The following is a 15,552-nucleotide window of genomic DNA, read 5'->3' as shown; positions in this document are numbered from 1 at the left end:
GCCGAGATCAGAAGTCTGCGCAGCCAGCTGAAGGCCAGCAGCTCCGAAGGCAGATCAAGAGGAGCGAACTGATCCACAACTATTGACTATTGCTCGCATGCCCTCCGGACGCAGCGTAGGCGAGCGGTACGGGGGCGTCATGCAGCTTCTGCATAGACGATGCGGTGCAGGCACAAAGCATCGCGAACGACGAGTCTTGCGCGGTTCCTTGGGGTGGTCGATCCGAATCCCGGAGGCCGCTCGTGGAAGCGCACCAGCTCACCTTCACTCTCCTGCCGACACCGGTCGCCGTGCCCACGGCACGACGCCAAGTGCGGCAGGCCATAGCCACCTGGCCGGCCATGCCCGCGGCGCAGGAAGCCGTCCACACGGCCGAGCTGGTCGTCAGCGAGCTCGTCACCAACGCAGTCCGTTACGCAGGCCATCAGCCGATCAGCGTCGTGGCCCACTTCTCCGACGCGGTTCTGCGGGTGGAGGTCAGCGACGGGAGCCGCACTCCGCCGAAACCCGCGCTGCCGGACGAGGACAGCGAGGGCGGACGCGGTCTCTTCCTCATCGGCGTGCTCGCTGACCGCTTCGGCACAGCGCTGACGGAGTCCGGCAAATGCTGCTGGGCCGAGATCGACATGGCTGCCCCACCTCAGGCCGAGGTCGCTGCCGCCTTGTCCCTTCCTACACAGAGGAGTGGTACGTGAGTACCCGAGTACCCGCCGTCACGTCCCAGGTGATCGCGATCCGACCCGGCCGGCCCCTTACCGGTGCGGTGGCAGTCGACGGTTCGAAGAACGCCGCGCTCCCGCTCGTCGCGGCTGCGGCGGCGCTCCTTCGCCCCGTCCGCCTCGACAATGTGCCCGCCAGCTCCGACGTCCGGACGCTGCTCGACCTGCTGCGGCGGGCGGGCTGGAACACCGCCCATCCGGTCGGTGACAGCCACACTGTCCTCGTCCTTCCCGGCGAGGCGGCCCCTGCGCCCGACGGCCTGCGTGAGGCCGCCTCCAGCATCCGCGCCTCGTACTACCTCGTCCCCGCTCTGATCGCCCTGTGCGCCCGGGCCCGGCTTCCCTGGCCGGGCGGATGCCGGATCGGCGACCGCGGGATGGAGCAGCACTTCAAGGTGTACGAAGCCTTCGGCGACCGCGTCCGCGTGGACGATCGCGGGTACGTGGTCGAAGCCGGCAGGGCGGTCCGTGGCACGGTGTCGCTGGTCCTGCCGTTTCGCTCGCGCGGGGCGACGATCGCTGCGGTGCTGCGGGCCGTGGTCGCAGGTGTGCCGCTGCGGCTCGGGCAGCCGAACCTCTCCCCGGAGGTCCTCTGCGTGCTGAGCGCGCTGGCGGCTGTCGGGTACGAGTATCGTGCCGGCGAACGCGTCCTCACTCTCGCCCCTCCGTCTTCTGCTTCAGAGGACGCGCCCGTCTGGAAGGTACCGGGCGACAAGATCGAGGCCGGGACCCTGGCCTGTGCCGTGGCAGCCACCGGCGGCACCGCGCGGATCGAAGGTGTCCACGGATCCGACGTCGCACCGCTGATCGCAGCGCTGAACCGGATGGGCATCCCCACGTCCGAGGAGCCCGAGGCACTGATCGTCCAGGGTCGGGCCACCCAGCCGACCGGCCGCCCCCTCCGGGCCATGGCCACCCTCGCCCCCAACGGCCTCGACGCCGACTTCGAACCGCCGCTGCTCGGGCTCGCTCTGAGCTTCCCCGGTACTCACCTGTTCTCGGACCCGATCAACCCTGGGCGCCACAGCAACCTCATCCCCCAACTCGTCCGCATGGGCGGGGAGATCACCGAACTGTCCTCGACCGAATGCCGCTTCACCGGGCCCCAGAGACTGACGGGGGCCGGAGTGGAGGCGACCGACATCCGCACGGGGTCGGCGCTGATGGTCGCAGGGCTCACCGCCCGTGGCGTCACGACGCTCGGCGGGGTCGACCAGATCCGCCGCGGCCACGCCGACCTGCCTGGCAAGCTCCTCGCCCTCGGTGCCGACATCTGCGAGGTCACCCCATGACCACCGCCAGACATCTCCAGCGGATCATCGCCACCACAGACTTCCACTCGGCCTTCGACAACGCCGTACCGATGCTCGCGTACCTGCACGCCAGGAGGCACGACAGCTTCGTCGTCGACTGCGGGGACTTCTTCGAGGGCACCGGCTACTACCGTCTCGGTCAGGGCCGCATCGAGCGAGACGTCCTGGTCGGTCTCTACGACGCCGTCGCCCCGGGCAACCACGGATGGGCCCATTACTTCGAACCCGACCTCCACGACATCACGGTGTGCGCCAACGCCGTCGACGCCAAGGCCGGCGACCCGCTCTTCCGTCCGACTCGCCTCGTACGCGTCGGCACCCGCCGCGTCGCCGTCACGGGTGTCATCGGGCCCCAGGCGTTCAACGCCATCCCTGCCGAACAGCGCGCCGGACACCGGGTCACCGAACCCGTCCAGGCCCTGCGCGAGCTGATGCTGACCCATCACCACCGGGCCGACTCCTGGGTGGTGCTCAGCCACTCCGGGTTCGACGAGGATCTCAAGTTGGCTGCTGCCTGCCCGTTCCTGAACGTTGTCTTCGCCGGGCACTGTCACAGTGATCGGCCAGAACCCGTGCCCGTGGGAGACACGCTCGTCCTCAAGGGGGGTGAACTCGCGGCAGGGTACGCGCTGGCCGAGCCCGTGGGCACGGGCTGGTCCGCCCAGGTGGGATCGTTCCCGCCGGCAGCTGGCCTCCCCCGCGAGCTATCCCCCGTACGGGAGGCCGTCGACGCCCTCCACGGGGGACTACGCACCCCGATCGGTCCGCTCCGGACCCCGTACGCGAGGGGCCTGCTTGACCGTCACGCACTGCTCACTGACGTCGCAGGCTGCCTCCACAGCGGTCTGGGCGTCGAAGCCGTCCTGCTGAACGAGACCGCACTTCGATCTCCCCGGTTGGAGACCGTACTCACGCAGGGCGACCTCCTGGCCATCGAGCCCTTCGACAACCAGCTCGTCCACGCCCACGTGCCGGAGCGCTTCCTCACAGACCCGGCGGCCCTGCTCGCCCACCTCACCACACAGACGGGCCTGGTCGTGTCCGCGCCCTGTCCCCTGCCCGACCGCCTGCCGACCGTACTGACCACCGGCTATCTCGCCGACGCGTACCTCGGAGGCCGTACCCGGCAGGCCGGCATCCGCCTCAGCCAGGCCGTGCAGCACACGCTCACTGATGGAGACTCCCGATGATCCTCACCGGCCCCGAGATCACCCAGGCCGCGGCCGACGGCCGCATCCGCATCTCCCCGTTCGAGCCGACGCAGGTGAACCCGAACAGCTACAACGTCCGTCTCGGCGGGACCCTGCTCACGTACACCGGACACGCCCTGGACGCCCACCGGCCGAACGCCACCGAGTCGATCGAGATCGCTCCGGACGGCTTCGAGCTCCAGCCCGGCCAGCTCTACCTCGGCCACACCACCGAGGAGGTCGGCTCGGACACCTTCGTACCTCTGCTCTTCGGCCGCTCCTCGGTCGGCCGCCTCGGCCTGTTCGTCGAGATCACCGCTCCCATCGGGGACATCGGCTTCCACGGCCAGTGGACGCTCATGCTCTCCCCGATCCGGCCGCTGCGCGTGTACCCGGGCATGCGGATCGGCCAGATCATGTTCTTCGTGTCGGTCGGCCCGGTGGCGCTCTACGCGGGCAAGTACCAGTCGTCCGCCGGCCCGCAGCCCTCCGCGTACTGGCGGGACCTCGCCGCTCTCGGGGCGGTGGCCTCATGATCCTCACCGGCCCCGCCATCGCCGCCGCCAGGGCCGCCGGTGAGATCGCCATCGAGCCGTACGAGCCGCGGAGGATCTCCCCCAACGCCTACGACTGGCGTCTCGGCGACACCCTCCGCTTCCACGACGGCTCCTTGGACGCGGCGAGGCCGACCGAGTTCCAGGAAGTGCCGATCCCCGAGTCCGGGTACGTGCTACGGCCGGAGGTCCTCTACCTGGGGACGACGTATGAGCGGACCGGCTCCGAGGCGTACGCGCAGTTCCTCAACGGCGACCGAACAATCGGCGCGCTCGGCATCTGGGTCCACGTGTCCGCTCCCCTCGGGCACCAGGGCCACGCCATCCGATGGACTCTGGAGATCCGGGCGAGCCGACCGGTCCGGGTCTACCCGCGCATGACGTTCGGCAAGTTGGTCTTCCTCCAGGCCCTCGGCGCCACGGCCAGCTACCAGAACCACGGCCTCAAATACAGGGCCAGCCAAGGCATCGAAACGTCCCGCCTCTACGAGGAGAACCCGGGAGACCCCGCGTGAACCCCACCGTCGTCACCGCCCTCGACCTGCCGTTCCCGAGCCCCGGCGGAAGCGTCGAGCTCTTCCTGGACCTCTACACCGGCCGCGTTCCCCTCCTGCCCGCCCGGGCCTTCATGCTCACGCCCGAGCGCAGGGGCCCGCGGCCGCCCATACCGGCGGGGCTGGAGCTGGTGCAGGCGCCGGGAAAGTGCCTGACGGGGTACGCCTTCCGCCGCTACGTCGCCACCCTCCAGCGAGTCCTAGCCGAGGCGGTGGATCCGGGCGACGCCGGAGTCCTGCATCTGCAGCACCTGGCCTTCGGTGCCACACCGGCTCTGCTCAGAGCCTTCCCGAAGCTCCCACGGATCGCCCTGGTCCACGGGACAGACCTTCTCTTCGCCGAAACGCACCCCGAACAGTTGGCCACCCTGCGCGAGGCAGCCTGGGCCGCCGACACGATCGTGGTGCCGACAGGAGCGATGGCGGACCGACTGATCCTCCTCGCCCCCGACACCCGGCGCCGCAAGATCGAGAAGATCCCCTGGGGCATCCCCGACCACCTCATCGCCGCCCCTCCCCCGAGGCGCCGGAACCGGCCCTCCAGCCACCTGCGGATCCTGTACGCCGGCCGCCTCACCCCCGAGAAGGGCTTCGACACCCTCCTCTCAGCCCTCCCGCTCACCCAGTCCGCCGAGCTGTCCATCGCCGCGCCCCGCGCCGAATTCCACGCCCTTCGCCCCCGTCTCCACCAGCGCGGAGTACACGTCCACTACCTCGGATGGCTACGCAGGCCACAGCTCTGGAGGACCTTCGCCGACCACGACGTGCTGGTGATGCCCTCCACGACGCTGGAGGCCATGGGTCTCGTGGCGCTCGAGGCCCAGGCATGCGGCCTCCCCGTCCTCTACCAACCCGTTCCCGGTCTCACCGAGGCACTGGGCGGCACCGGTCTCGCCACCGACTTCGCCGACCCGCACGCCGTCGCCCGCGAACTCGACCGCCTCCGCACCAACCCCGGCCTCCTGTCGGCGCTCCGCACGGCCGGCACCACCAACGCGGCCCGCTTCCCCCTGAGCGCCACCGCCGAAGCCCTCGCCGAGCTCGGCAGGCGACTCACCTGATCACCCGTGGCGCACCCCCACCATGACCGGCCGTCTCACTACGATCGGAACACCATGACGCTCGACATCCCGCGCATTGAGCAGCTCCTCCAGGACGGCGTCCGCGACCGGGTCTACCCGGGAGCCGTCTGGGCCGTCGGCAACGCCTCCGGTACGACGGCAAGCGGGGCGGTCGGCCTCCTCGACCCGACCCGCCCCGACGAGCCGATGCGGCTCGACACCGTCTTCGACATCGCCAGCCTCACCAAGATCGTCGCTGTGTGGGCCGTCATCGGCACCCTCGTCGAAGAGGGCAAGCTCCAGCTCCACACCCCGCTCGGCATCTTCTGGCCCGAGGCCACTGGCCACCCGCTTGCCCAGGTCACCACCCACGAGCTCCTGACCCACACGGCTGGCCTGCCTCTACGTGCCAACCTCAAGAACCTGTACGGCACCGACCCCCAAGACATCCGCGACGGCGTCCTCCATGAGGCCCTCCATCGCGCCCCCAGCGAGGCCGTCGAGTACACCGACCGAGCCGCCCTGATCCTCGGCTACCTCGCCGAATACCTCGCCGGTCAGCCCCTCGACGTCCTGGCGGCCAGCCGCATCTGGGAACCCCTCGGCATGACCGAGACCCGCTTCGGCCCCCTGCATCCGGATTCGGTCGCCCGCTGCGCCCCCACCGAACTCGACGAGGAAACCGGCACCCATCTCAAAGGCACCGCCCACGACTTCTCCGCCCGCCTCCTCGGCGGCACCTGCGGCATCGCCGGCACCTTCTCCACCCTCGCCGACCTCGGCCCCTTCCTCCGCCACATGCTCGCGCCGGCGCAGCTCGCCTTCGGCCCAGGCTGGATCGCCGAGTCCCTCCGCATCCGCACCGGCGAACTCACGCCGCCCCGTGGCCTCTTCTGGCACCCGGCCTCTGGCACGGATCTCGGGGAGGACGTCTGGGTCCACTACGGCTTCACCGGCACCGGCATGTGGATCAGCCCGAAGCAGCAACGCTGGGCAGCCCTCCTCACCAACAAGCTCTACTTCACCCGCGACCGGGAACCGCTGACGGGTATCCGAAACAGCTTCCGATGCACCACGTTCCCCTGACCTCTCAAGTAGCGACGCGGGTAGTCAAGCGCTGGTACGTAGAAGCCGACCACGCTTCTGCCCGACCGGGCTGAGCAGCAGAAAAGCGTAGCCGCGGGGCTCCAGCCGAACCCCAGAGGTGGCGGGCGGAGGACATCCCAGCCACGGTCGCAGTCGGTGTCTGTCAGATCTTGTCGGCTCCAGCCGCCAGCGCTTTCCTCGCCCGCGAGGTCATGGCGGCTTCCTGGCCAGGGAAGCCGCCATGACCGCCACGATTGTCAGCCCCGTGATGCATGCTGGGTCAGTCACCAACGGGGGAGGAATCGTGCTTGACGTCCCTGCCACATTCCTGTCGAGGGGTCCACGCTCTGATCGGAAGAGCCGGCTGGCTCCAGAAGACCGTGGGCGCTTCTGCACCGACTGCGTACTGTGCGGCCAGCCGCTAGTGCCTGGTCGGCAGAGGTTCTTCACTGTCGGCGCAGAGAATGGCTGGCCACTGGCCTGGCACACTCCGACCGAAAGCACGACGTGCGTCCCCGGAGTCATTCCCACGCCGGTCACTCTGGCCGCACTCATGCCGGGCAACCACATCATGGGACCCGGCGGCACACCCATGCTCGTCCATGAGTGCACTCGGATCCGCAAGCCGAATCAGCCGCCGTACTACCGACTCCGTACCGGCAGTTCCGCACCCGTGTACCTGCACCGCGCGCATTTCTTCCTCGTCCCCGACGCAGACGATCTGGCTCACCTGAAGGAGCAAGCAGGTATAAATCGGGTAAACATGTCGCCGGACAACGGATTCCTCTTTCCCACGCGCGATTCGCTGAGCATCAGCCTGGAGAAGATCGACCGCCTCACGCCAAGCCAGTTTGAGCAGTTCGTGTCCGGCCTTCTCGAGCGATCGGAATGCTCGATCACTCGGCGCGGTGGCCGCGCCAACGACATGGCAGCCGACGTTCTCGCCACCAACCACGACGGGGTCTACATCGCGGTCCAGTGCAAGCACACCCGAACTGGACGAAACGTGGGCGCTGCGACCATGTACGAGGTGAACGGCACAGCCACCCCTGAGCACGGGGCAAAGGTTGCGCTCGTAGTAACCAATGGCGGATTCACGAAGTCAGCACTGGCCTTCGCCCAGAGGCACGAGATTCGAACCGTAGGTAGAGACGAGCTGGCGAAGTGGGCCGACGGATCCCTCACCCTGGCCGACATCCTTGGCGAGGCATATGTCGACTACTGACAGTGATGAGGAAGCCCCCGCTGCGCCATATAAGCGGCCGGCCTGGGATTGAAAGCGCCTGCGGAGTGGAGATCCCTGCCCCTCCTGCGAGCAGGAGGGGCAGGGATCTCCATCACCTCTTCGCCTCAGGGGACACACTCGACCGATGGGGAAGAACTACGATGAGCGGGGCCTCTGGGAGTGGGGGCGCCCTGGGAGCGCGCTTGTCGGAGGCCCTCGCTAGGTTTGAAGGACTAGTCACCGAGGGAGGCGTGGACGATGACTGCCAGCGCCGACCATCTAAAAGCGCTGCTCAGCGCCCATGCCGAAGGTGACGATGACCGCTTTTACAGCATCGCCCTCCAGGTTGTCGCGAAGTCTGCACGTCAGGGGCATACCCGGCTCGCGACTGAGCTTCGGGAGTTGATCGACGCATCCCGCGCCCAGAAGATCATCCGCCATCCGGCGCCCACTCCGGTGGTGCAGCCGCGCGGCGAACTCGCGAACCTGCTGACCGCGGACTACCCAGACATCCGTCTGTCAGACATGACACTTGCGGACGACGCTCAGGCATTGCTGGAGAAGGTCCTGCACGAACAGCGGCAGCGAAGCAGGCTGGAGCGATTCGGCTTCACCCCAGTGCACCGCCTCCTACTGTCCGGCCCCCCAGGAACCGGGAAAAGTATGACTGCGGCTGCACTGGCAAAGGAGCTCGGGCTGCCGCTGTTCACGATCCGCCTGGATGGCTTGATCAGCCGTTTCATGGGCGAGACGGCCTCCAAACTCCGGTTGATCTTCGACGCTGCGGCAGAGAACCGCGCCGTCTACCTCTTCGACGAGTTCGACGCCCTGGGAGCGGACCGCGCAGCAGGCAACGACGTTGGCGAAGCCCGCCGAATTCTCAACTCCTTCCTTCTCTTCCTTGACCAGGCCCCCGCCGAATCACTCGTCGTGGCCGCCACTAACCACCGCCATCTGCTCGACGGAGCGCTGTTCCGCCGTTTCGACCTTGCGATCCTGTATGCCCCGCCCTCCCCTGACCAAGCGATCGAGGTTCTTAGGCGAAGGCTCGCCGCGATGGACACCTCCGCTGTAGCGTGGCCTGACCTAGCCGCTCTCACTGAACGGCTGAGTCATGCAGAACTGGTCAAGGCGTCCGAGTCGGCCGCCAAACGGGCGATTCTGGGGGACAGCGACGTGATCAACGCCCGGCACCTCAGGGAAGCTCTAGAAGAAAGGCATTCCCTGCGCCATGCCTGAGGGCCCTGCACCACGCGCATCCCACCTGCTTGTCCCCTGGCCCGCGCGGACCCTCACCCCCAAACCTCCAAGAGCAGGGGGCGGCGCTAAGACCATCGTCGATCGTTCCGGCAGTCGGGCTGATCATGCTCGAAAGCTCGCAGGGGACCTCACTGCGGCTCAGACAGCCGCTCACATCGAACAGCACGCGACACCGTCGGCCCTCCGCGCCGACGGGTTCGCAGTTCGCATCGAGGCAGCGCCGAACGCGGAACTCAAGCTCGACTCCCTGGACAGCTCCGGCCTGTCACTGATGAGCGTGCGTCCTGCTACCGAGACTCACTCGCAGGATGCCGTGGTGTGGATTCCAGACGGCGCCGCCCCGGGCTTTCTGAAGAAGATCCGCCAGTTCACCGAAGACACCCGCCGCGGGAAGCCCAAGAACAACGCGCTGGTTGCCAACATCGAAGAGATCGAGCAGGCCACCATCCAGAGCCTGTGGCAGGAAGAGGAACCGCTTCCAGGGCTGGATACAAGGGCATGGTGGGAGCTGTGGTTTGACCCCAAGCTCACCGACGCCGACCAAGTTGAGACCCTCCGCGCCTTGGCCGAGGCCCACGGCTGGCCGATGCTGCGCCGCAGCATCGGCATCGGCCAGTTCCGCGTGGCACAGGTCAGCACTACCACGCGCGAACTCGCCAGGGTGCTGACCACCAACGCCTGCCCCTCCGAGATCCGCAAGCCCACCTTCGCCGAAGAACTCCACAGCCGAGAGCTGAGAGATCTTCACCATGGCTTCGTCCTCGATCTCGCCGATCGGCTGCGTCCCGCAGGCCCAGGAGCGCCGGCGGTGACCTTGCTAGACACCGGCATCGACCAGGAACACACACTGCTGCGTGCCTGTATCGCCGGAGCTCACAGCGTTATCGAGGGAGAAGGACCTGACGATAATGCTGGCCACGGGACCCAGATGGGCGGCATTGCCCTGTTCGGCGACGCTCTCGAAGGGGCACTCAACTCACTCGGGCCTGTTCCACTGGAACATCACCTCGAGTCCGTAAAGATCTTGCCGCGCTGGGGTAAAGGCCAGCCTCGCCCATTCGGCGAGGTCACCGCAGTCGCCGTGGCTACAGCGGAAACAGCCCAGCCCGAGCTTCCTCGCAGTCGCGTCTATTCCATGGCTGTGACCGTGGAATCCGGGGATGGCATGGGCGGTACCGACGGCACCGCCACCTTGTGGTCCGCGTCCCTGGATGCCCTGGCAGCCGGCACGGACGTCGTCGTCACCGACGACCGGCTTGACTTGATCGGAGCACCGGAGCCCGAACTGGCACGATTGATCGTCGTCTCGGCTGGCAACATCCGAGATCACCGCGCAGCCGACCTCGTGAACTCCGACGGAAGCATCGATCACCTCACTCTGTGCGATACATCCCGCATTGAGGACCCGGCACAAGCGTGGAACATCCTGACCGTGGGCGCTTACACGGAACGCAATGACGTTCCTACAGACCCGAGTTTCGAGGGGTTCCGTCCGGTAGCCGCCCCCGGCGAGCTCTCTCCGCACAGCCGAACCTCCGTGCAGTTCCCCGAGGCAACCCCCATTAAGCCGGACATCGTCATGGAGGGCGGCAACCTTCTCATCGACGCCGGCCTCACCCAAGTCACTGGCCACGACGTTGTGCAGCTGACCACCACGGACCGCAGCAGCCTCGGTCGACACCTGACCACTGTTCATGCGACCAGTCCAGCCACTGCCCAAGCCGCCCGCCTCGCGGCCCTCGCGTACGCCCGATATCCCGACCTACGACCGGAAGCCGTCCGGGGCCTACTCGCCCATGAAGCTGAGTGGACCCCGGCCATGGTGGAGGGCGTCTACAACCGCAACGGACGCCGCAAAGGAAGTGCAGGCAAGCTAGCCCGCACACTGCTGCGCCGCTACGGCTGGGGCGTCCCCACAGAAGAACGGGTCCTGGCGAGCACCACGAACGCAGTCACCCTGATCGTCCAGAACTCCCTGATACCGTTCCGTCGCGCCAGCACGTCGATCCAGCTCGGTGAGCTCAAGCTCCACGAGCTGCCGTGGCCCCGCGAGCAACTGCTCGAACTCGATGCAACAGATGTCAAGCTGCGCGTGACGCTCTCCTACTTCGTCGAGCCCAACCCTGGCCGCCGAGGCATGCTAGGTCAGCACACCTACGCCTCGCACCGTCTGCGGTTTGCCCTCAAGGGACCTACCGAGACCGTGAAGGCGTTCGAACAGCGCATTGCGCAGCACGCCCAGGCCGAGGATGACGCCCGTACCAGGATCCAGCCCTTCGACACCGATAACGACTGGCTGATCGGCCGGACCAACCGTGACCGCGGCTCCCTGCACGCGGACATCTGGCGGGGGACCGCCCGAGACCTAGCCGACTGCGGCGTCCTCGCGGTCTTCCCCGCTGGCGGCTGGTGGAAGTACCACAACAGCAGCGATCGCATAGGCCGCTCAGTACCCTACGCGCTCCTCGTTTCCCTGAGCACGCCTGAGGTTAGCGCCGACCTCTATACCCCGACCGCGGTCCAGCTCGGTGTCCCCGTCCCTGTTGAGATCAGCAACGCGGTGGAGACTGAGGCGCCCGTCGACATGCGTCTGTTCTGATCGCTCAGACATGGCATCGCACCCGCTGCTTCCCCGCATTACAAGGCAGTCTGGGCCATACCACTGGGCATCCGTCGCAGGAACGGGTGCCCATGACGTCGCAGCACCAGGCATCGCAGGCCATGCTGGTGCGCTTCCATGCTGCGCCAACTGCACTCGTAACCGGTCGGCTTGGGCCTCAACCCTACGAAGCCGGCTCTCCAAGGTCACACGGGATGACCGTGGGTCTGTTTAGTGAACCGTACAGACCCCTCTAGGCCGGAACTTTCGCGTGTGCGCGGCGGCGAAGCACCCCGCCCCGCCACCCATCACGTGACCTCGGACAGCATTGATGAGGATCTCTGAAATCGGCCAGGGGCGCTCTTCCCTCCACTTCGGTGCGGTTTGAAGTGAGTGGGGAATCTGGGGAGCGAAGAGCGCGTGTGAGGGCCCGGCGACCGAAGGTCGCCGGGCCTTGTGCTGACCCCTCCGATATGTTCTTCCGGGCTCGCGCCGGCGGGTCCCACGCGTATTCGAGGGGAAACGTGCCTGGTGAGCGGCTTGACGCGGAGTGGGTCCGGTCCTGGCGGGAACAGACCGACGTGGCGCTGACGAAGCTGATGCAGTCCTTCCTCCCGACGCACGGCTTCCCGCCCGGCCACAACACCGTGATGCTCGCAACCGACGACAGCCACCAGGTGACGGACGCGCTCGTGGACCTGACGCCGATCCCCTCTGACCTGACCACTCTCTACTGGGTGATCAGCGAGGCTTCCCTGCCCGACGTCGACAACGGGTACTTCATCCACTCACCAGCAACGGTGGCGGCACACTTCCGCGAGTGCGGCCCCGCTCCGATCGTCGGCGAATCGATCGCGTTGGTCTTCGCCAGCGACGGCGGAGGCCATCTGTTCCCGATCGGAGACAGCGGACAAGTTTGGAAGTCCACCACGGCCTCCTGGTCTGACGACTTCGAGGTCGCCGCGTCCAGCTTGCAGGAGTTCCTCGAACAGCTCGGCCGACAGATCGCGAACCAGCCCTGACCATCAGCCGAGGAACAAACCGGCCCCTGCACCACGGAGGTCATGTCACTCCAGACTGGGGAATCGCGCTCAGGTGTGGGATCACCCCTGAGCAGAGGGTGGCCGATTTCAAAGAGCGTCATCAGCATCAGGCCGGCACTCTCGGATGACGCGGACACTCGGTGCCACGGGGCAGGGGGATAGCGGCCAGCGGGTTAGCAGCCGGGCCCTCTTGTAGCCGCCACGCGGTACGGATCGATCCGATCAGGTGCCGCGCGCTGTACGGCGACACCTCCAGCTCCTGACGAGCGCGACCGAGCAGCTCCAAGGCCCCGGCGGGGCCGCGTGCCGCTGCCTCATCCCGACGGCGGGCAAAGTCTCCCCTGCCGAAGATGTCGAGCAGTGTCAGAGAGAACAAGGCATAGGCCGACGCCTCGTCGAGGAGCTCCCGGGCCTCGTCCGAGACCTCTGCAGCCGCCTCCTCGCTCAGGTGCCCGCGGAGGTCGTGGAAGGCCACGTGCTCGAGGGCCCACCGGAGCTCGGTCGAGCCACAGGAACAGGTCGGCCGCAGATGGTCCATCGCGTTCCGGAAGGCAACGAGGATCGTTCCGGTCCGCTCCGTCCACCGCTGCTTGCCCAGGAGTGTACGAAAGCCGGCGAGCGTGTCGCTGAGCTCCTCAAGAATCAGCTGCTCCGCAATGTCGGTGAGCTCGACGAACCGTGTCTTGGCCTCGATCTCGTCCAGACGCAGGCCGTAGCGGATGAGGTCCCTGGGTACGCCGCCTGAGAGGGCGTGCGTGAGTGCCTTGTAGGGCTCGGAGAGACCGGACGCCCGACGCTCCAGGATCTCTTTGGACTCCTCCAACGTGCAGGGCGGAACGTGCACGATGTCGTCCAGCGAGCTGTCGGTGACCCCGCGGTGGGGTAGCCCACGACGCACGAAGGATGCGCCAACGTCCTCGGCAACCGAGATCAGGTAGTGCACATGGGGCACGCCGAGGATGGCCTTGATCTCGCCGAGAAAGGCGAGCGCCGCGGTATCGGAGCCCAGCCGGTCCACCTCATCAATCGCGATCACGACCCGCTGCTCGCGCCGGTGCTGCTCGGCGGCGATCTCCGTCAGCAGCGCACGGAAGTCGGAGACCAGCTCTGGGAAGTTCGGCGGCAGGGTCGACAGCGAGGTCGTCTGCGCAGTGAGCAGTTGCGGCGGCCCGGCCGTCACGGCAGAGGAGGCCGTCTGCACGGTCTGCAGCCGGTACAGCTCGTCGCGGCAGGTGGTGACGAGGGGCGGGATTGGGCTCACCGGGCTCCACGTGACCATTTTGACAAGCATCAGGCCTGTGAGAGCGACGGTGAGGCGAAGCGGATTTTCAGGGTCGGCCACCAGAGCCTGCGTCAGGGGCAAAGTGAAGAGCAGCACAAGCCCTATAAGGAAGAGGACCCATCCAACCCGACGCCGCCAACGCTGGGTGAGGAGGATTCGCCCACGGATCTCCCATGGCTGTTCGATAAGGAGGTTAAAAAGGCCAGCGAGCGAGACAAACAGCAGGAAGAAGCCCTCTCCATCAGCCTTTCCATCAGTCTTTCCGATGGCCTCCCCCACGAGGGTGCGCAAGTCGTCATCGCCCAACAGCGAGAAGAAGGTGGCGACAATCAGCCCTACACCCGCGACGACGAGGACGACCCGGGCACCTTCACGAATGGCACGCCATCGCTTCCACCGCCGCAGACTCCACAACAGGACGCCCGCAGCCACGACGAGGACCGCCGCGCCGATCCGTTCGCCCTTCCAGATGTCGAGCACTACAGCTACTGCCTCATGCCAGAGGTCCACCGCCCGAGCACGCACAGTCGGCCACTGCTGGGCCGTGAAGGAACGCACTGCTGCCGCCAACCCGAGGATGACAAGTGAGCCCGCCGCCAGCCCGAATGCCAGCGCCGTGAGCCCTTTTCGCAAAGCCGGCAACAGTTGGCGTGCCGCTCTACGCAAAGGCGAGAGCCGGAGGAACGCGGGAGGCACGTGACCCATGTGCACGAGATAGCTCTCGCAGGTTCGAACGTAGAGGGACAACAGGAAGTCGTACGGCGAGTAGGTGGCCGGAGCCTGCACGACGACTGCGAACCCAGCCTCACCGGCGCAAGTCTCCAGAAGGGTCGACTTGCCCGCGCCTCGGGAGCCACTGACCGCGATCGTCCCACCGCTCTCAAGCTGGGCAATCTTGCGGGTCAGACTCCGGGCAGCCAGGCTCTCAACCACGTACTGCGGATTGCGCGGCGAGCGCAGGCCGTGGAAGTTGTCTGCAAGGAGCAGTGAGTCGTGGTCCTCGCCGAGCAGTGCCTCGACCACCCGATCGGTCAGCGGGCGGACGCCATTTCCCTGGAGGTCCCGGCTCCAAGCGGCTGCCGCCCACGCGGTCCTTCTGTCCAGCAGGGCGACGCGTGGACGCAGGGCCCACTCCCGCAGGTTGAGCAGGACGTGCATGCGCCATACCTGGTGCCGCCAGATCGCCGCTGCAGTCAGCAGCGGAGCCAACGCGGCAGCGAGGGCTATCGGCCAGGAGGAGAAGGCCACTACTAGTAGGGCAAGTACGGTGATTCCACAGAAGAGCGCAGTCAGCGGATGCATGCGGTCGTGGAGGTAGTCGAGCCGCTGGCGCTGCCGCTCGCTTCGTTTTAGCAACGAACGGAAGCGCTCCTGAGTGGCCTGGCAAGGTGCGACAGCCCGTTCGACGTTGGCCTCGGTGAGCATGGCCGCACGGGCGTTCTCAGCTGTGGCCTGGGGCCGCACACCGAGGCGCCGTGCGACGGCAGGCATGGCCAGGCAGGCATCGACCGCCGCAAGGTACACCTCCGCTTCCCGCTCCAGGGCGAAGAAGTCGGCAACCTGCCAAGCAGGGCGTGGGCGGCGTCGGGACATGAACGAAGTGCCTTTCGGAAGAGGCGGGGTGTGGAGTCCAGGGTGCGATCTGGCCGTGAAGTCGGGAAGTGAT

At 67.1% G+C, this 15,552-nt stretch carries 12 protein-coding genes; 11 read left to right on the top strand and 1 reads right to left on the bottom strand.

Translation table 11 applies throughout. The features are described 5' to 3' along the window. The first annotated feature begins 242 nt into the window (after positions 1-242). From AB0E19_RS12175 to AB0E19_RS12125, 11 genes are all read left to right on the top strand, one after another. Positions 243-695 carry an ATP-binding protein gene (locus tag AB0E19_RS12175; RefSeq protein WP_362177279.1) on the top strand — a complete coding sequence of 151 codons (453 nt, stop codon included), beginning with the start codon at positions 243-245 and terminating at the stop codon, positions 693-695. Then, positions 692-2,011 carry a UDP-N-acetylglucosamine 1-carboxyvinyltransferase gene (locus AB0E19_RS12170; RefSeq protein WP_359713161.1) on the top strand — a complete coding sequence of 440 codons (1,320 nt, stop codon included), beginning with the start codon at positions 692-694 and terminating at the stop codon, positions 2,009-2,011. Before AB0E19_RS12175 ends, AB0E19_RS12170 begins: the two co-directional genes overlap by 4 nt. Further along, positions 2,008-3,222 (top strand): bifunctional metallophosphatase/5'-nucleotidase, encoded by a 1,215-nt coding sequence (locus tag AB0E19_RS12165; RefSeq protein ID WP_359713164.1) that lies wholly within the window; start codon positions 2,008-2,010, stop codon positions 3,220-3,222. The genes AB0E19_RS12170 and AB0E19_RS12165 overlap by 4 nt, the downstream gene beginning before the upstream one ends. Beyond that, complete coding sequence (gene dcd, locus AB0E19_RS12160; RefSeq protein WP_359713167.1) at positions 3,219-3,758, top strand: dCTP deaminase; 540 nt, start codon at positions 3,219-3,221, stop codon at positions 3,756-3,758. The genes AB0E19_RS12165 and dcd overlap by 4 nt, the downstream gene beginning before the upstream one ends. Next, positions 3,755-4,291, top strand: a complete 537-nt coding sequence (locus AB0E19_RS12155; protein ID WP_359713170.1) for a deoxycytidine triphosphate deaminase — start codon at positions 3,755-3,757, stop codon at positions 4,289-4,291. The genes dcd and AB0E19_RS12155 overlap by 4 nt, the downstream gene beginning before the upstream one ends. Beyond that, complete coding sequence (locus tag AB0E19_RS12150; protein WP_359713173.1) at positions 4,288-5,391, top strand: glycosyltransferase family 4 protein; 1,104 nt, start codon at positions 4,288-4,290, stop codon at positions 5,389-5,391. Before AB0E19_RS12155 ends, AB0E19_RS12150 begins: the two co-directional genes overlap by 4 nt. Positions 5,392-5,445: 54 nt before the next feature. Then, positions 5,446-6,477 carry a serine hydrolase domain-containing protein gene (locus AB0E19_RS12145; protein ID WP_362177272.1) on the top strand — a complete coding sequence of 344 codons (1,032 nt, stop codon included), beginning with the start codon at positions 5,446-5,448 and terminating at the stop codon, positions 6,475-6,477. Positions 6,478-7,030: 553 nt separating this feature from the next. Next, positions 7,031-7,702 carry a restriction endonuclease gene (locus AB0E19_RS12140; RefSeq protein ID WP_359713177.1) on the top strand — a complete coding sequence of 224 codons (672 nt, stop codon included), beginning with the start codon at positions 7,031-7,033 and terminating at the stop codon, positions 7,700-7,702. A 258-nt stretch (positions 7,703-7,960) separates the two neighbouring features. Then, positions 7,961-8,941, top strand: a complete 981-nt coding sequence (locus AB0E19_RS12135) for an ATP-binding protein (protein WP_359713180.1) — start codon at positions 7,961-7,963, stop codon at positions 8,939-8,941. A gap of 292 nt (positions 8,942-9,233) precedes the next feature. Beyond that, positions 9,234-11,561 (top strand): S8 family peptidase, encoded by a 2,328-nt coding sequence (locus AB0E19_RS12130; protein WP_359713183.1) that lies wholly within the window; start codon positions 9,234-9,236, stop codon positions 11,559-11,561. A gap of 581 nt (positions 11,562-12,142) precedes the next feature. After that, complete coding sequence (locus AB0E19_RS12125; RefSeq protein WP_362177265.1) at positions 12,143-12,583, top strand: hypothetical protein; 441 nt, start codon at positions 12,143-12,145, stop codon at positions 12,581-12,583. Between the two features lie 127 nt (positions 12,584-12,710). Here AB0E19_RS12125 and AB0E19_RS12120 read toward each other — a convergent pair whose 3' ends face one another. Continuing rightward, positions 12,711-15,479 carry a P-loop NTPase fold protein gene (locus AB0E19_RS12120; RefSeq protein WP_362177262.1) on the bottom strand — a complete coding sequence of 923 codons (2,769 nt, stop codon included), beginning with the start codon at positions 15,477-15,479 and terminating at the stop codon, positions 12,711-12,713. Positions 15,480-15,552 lie beyond the last annotated feature (73 nt).

This window comes from Streptomyces sp. NPDC047974 (assembly GCF_040653375.1).
Classification (GTDB): domain Bacteria; phylum Actinomycetota; class Actinomycetes; order Streptomycetales; family Streptomycetaceae; genus Streptomyces.
This window is presented reverse-complemented; position numbering and strand designations above follow the sequence as displayed.

Coding starts and splice junctions, on each gene's coding strand:
- AB0E19_RS12165 (WP_359713164.1), top strand. CDS start 2,008: ATGACCACCGCCAGACATCTCCAGCGGATCATCGCCACCACAGACTTC.
- dcd (WP_359713167.1), top strand. CDS start 3,219: ATGATCCTCACCGGCCCCGAGATCACCCAGGCCGCGGCCGACGGCCGC.
- AB0E19_RS12155 (WP_359713170.1), top strand. CDS start 3,755: ATGATCCTCACCGGCCCCGCCATCGCCGCCGCCAGGGCCGCCGGTGAG.
- AB0E19_RS12145 (WP_362177272.1), top strand. CDS start 5,446: ATGACGCTCGACATCCCGCGCATTGAGCAGCTCCTCCAGGACGGCGTC.
- AB0E19_RS12140 (WP_359713177.1), top strand. CDS start 7,031: ATGCCGGGCAACCACATCATGGGACCCGGCGGCACACCCATGCTCGTC.
- AB0E19_RS12135 (WP_359713180.1), top strand. CDS start 7,961: ATGACTGCCAGCGCCGACCATCTAAAAGCGCTGCTCAGCGCCCATGCC.
- AB0E19_RS12130 (WP_359713183.1), top strand. CDS start 9,234: ATGAGCGTGCGTCCTGCTACCGAGACTCACTCGCAGGATGCCGTGGTG.
- AB0E19_RS12120 (WP_362177262.1), bottom strand. CDS start 15,479: ATGTCCCGACGCCGCCCACGCCCTGCTTGGCAGGTTGCCGACTTCTTC.